At 50.5% G+C, this 2147-nt stretch carries 2 protein-coding genes; one reads left to right on the forward strand and one right to left on the reverse strand.

The features are described from left to right. Positions 1-98: 98 nt before the first annotated feature. Positions 99-557: a tRNA (cytidine(34)-2'-O)-methyltransferase gene (locus tag ABGY95_RS06990; protein ID WP_347440973.1), complete on the reverse strand. Its 459-nt coding sequence runs from the start codon at positions 555-557 to the stop codon at positions 99-101. Positions 558-652: 95 nt separating this feature from the next. Between ABGY95_RS06990 and ABGY95_RS06995 the strand changes: the two genes are divergently transcribed. After that, positions 653-1972 (forward strand): OmpA family protein, encoded by a 1320-nt coding sequence (locus tag ABGY95_RS06995; protein ID WP_347440974.1) that lies wholly within the window; start codon positions 653-655, stop codon positions 1970-1972. Positions 1973-2147 lie beyond the last annotated feature (175 nt).

The raw sequence follows: 2147 nt of genomic DNA on the forward strand, positions 1-2147 counted from the left end.
ATGCCAGCACACCACCCACCAATGCTGCGGATAGAGTGTTCATGGAACACCACTACGCAATTCAGATGAGATACTACACAAAATACTCTGTCATCAGCCTACTCCATCCCCACCTGTCGCATCCCCTCATAGAGCACAATCGCTACAGCTGTCGCTAGATTCAGGCTGCGTGTGCTTCCCTCAACCATGGGAATCTTGATGGCAGTCTCAGGGTGCGCCTCGATCAAGGATTCATCTAGCCCTTTGGTCTCTCTGCCGAACAACAAGTAATCGCCATTCTGAAACTTGGCATCCCAGTGATTTTTAGTGGCCTTAGTCGTCAGCAAAAACATCCGTGAGGTGTCAGCTACCGATGCATAAAATGCATCCCAGCTCTCCCAAATGACGAGATCAACATCCTTCCAGTAATCTAGACCCGCACGCTTCACCGTCTTTTCATCGATATCAAAGCCAAGCGGTTTCACCAAATGGAGCCTAGCGCCAGTGGCCAGAGCCAAGCGCCCAGCGGCACCCGTGTTGTGCGGGATTTCAGGATGAACCATCACGATGTTGAACATGCCCCATCGATACGCATTCACCCGCTGGAGTGCAAGCAGTGCTTTCGTGAGAAAAGAGCTGTGACATCCAGCCGACTTCCCCTTACCATTGGGACGTGAAGCCGCACTTTCCCATTTCCGTCCTCTGCCTCTGCCTTGCCGCCACTAACTGCAATAAGAAGCCAGTTGAAGTCCCAGCGCCATCGAGCAGTAAAACAACACCTGCTGAAATACCCGCAGAGACAAGTAACGAGCAGATTCCAGACTCCGATCCGCTACCGCCACAGACTGCTGAAGAAATGGCTGCAGACATGGGCATGACCCTCGACTTCAGTAACCCTGAGGACTACATGGCAAAGATTGTAGAGATTATCCAAAAGGCCAAAAATGAAGATGACGCCGAGGCGATCATTCGTCTCATTGGAAAACAATCACTGACAAAAGAGCAAGAGGCTATGCTGCGTAAACTCGTTGCAGAACAAGGGCTCAAAATCGACCCAGAAAACCCCTTTGAAAAGATCGGCGAGCTCAAAGCCAACAAGCTCGCACGCTGGGCAATCAACCTCAAAGACGGTGCGCCTATCCTTCTCGATGTCATTCGCGACACTAAAGGCAAGTGGAAGGTCGATAAGGTAACTCTCCCAACGGTTGAAAAACTCACTGAAGGGGAAGCCCCATCACTGCCCAATGCTACCACTGACGCGCTGAACTACACCCACACATTCCTCAGCCGCTTACTCAATCAGGATTTCAAAAATGCCAAGGCGATGGTCGACACCTCTAACATCAGCGACGCGAAGCTTGCGGGACTGTGTATCATTTTCGAGGAAGCAGCCTACAAAATAGACAAAAACAAACCGCTACGCGCGCTCTTCATGCGTGACACCGCAGCCGGATTTTACGCCAATGTTGTTTCAAGTGACGGTGGGAAAGCTGCTCAATTTTCCATCATTACTCAACGCCAACAGCAGGGTGACGCATGGACTGTCTACGAAATCAACCTAGACCAGTTGCTCGGCGACTACGCCAAACGCGTTTCAGGTGGCGATGTCTACTACACCCCATTATTGAAAAATCCACACGGTGGTGACACGTTGGTCATTTACTTTGATTTTGATTCAGAAGGCCTCACTCCGCGCACTCAAAAACAGCTCGGGATCGTCACTAGCCTGCTGAAGCTTGATCCTAACAAAACAATCACCATATCTGGCCATACCGACGCCAAGGGCAGCAAAGAATACAACGAAAATCTCTCAGCCAAACGCGCTCAAGCCGTCAAGGAGTTCTTCGCAAACCACGGTGTCAAACCTGAGCAGGTAGTTACCGAGTCCCATGGCTCACAGCACCCAAGAGTCTCTAACACACTCACAGATGGGTCGGATAACCCAGATGGACGCCGTGCCAACCGCCGCACAGAAATCTATCTAGATTTCTAAATCAGAAATTAGAGCCAAAAATGAGCATCCAGCAATTCCACATGCCAATTGTACTTTCACGCTTGGTTCCCGCCCTCTTCTTCGGGCTCTTCTTTTATGTGGGTTACCTCATGATGGACACGCATTTCACCCCTGAGATCCCAGTACAGAGCCTGGACACCTGGCAAAAAGCAGA

It is taken from the genome of Rubritalea sp. (assembly GCF_039830215.1).
Lineage (GTDB): Bacteria > Verrucomicrobiota > Verrucomicrobiia > Verrucomicrobiales > Akkermansiaceae > Rubritalea.

What these genes read in the sequence shown, in the direction of transcription:
- ABGY95_RS06990 (WP_347440973.1), bottom strand. Translation starts at nt 557, where the DNA reads ATGTTCAACATCGTGATGGTTCATCCTGAAATCCCGCACAACACGGGT.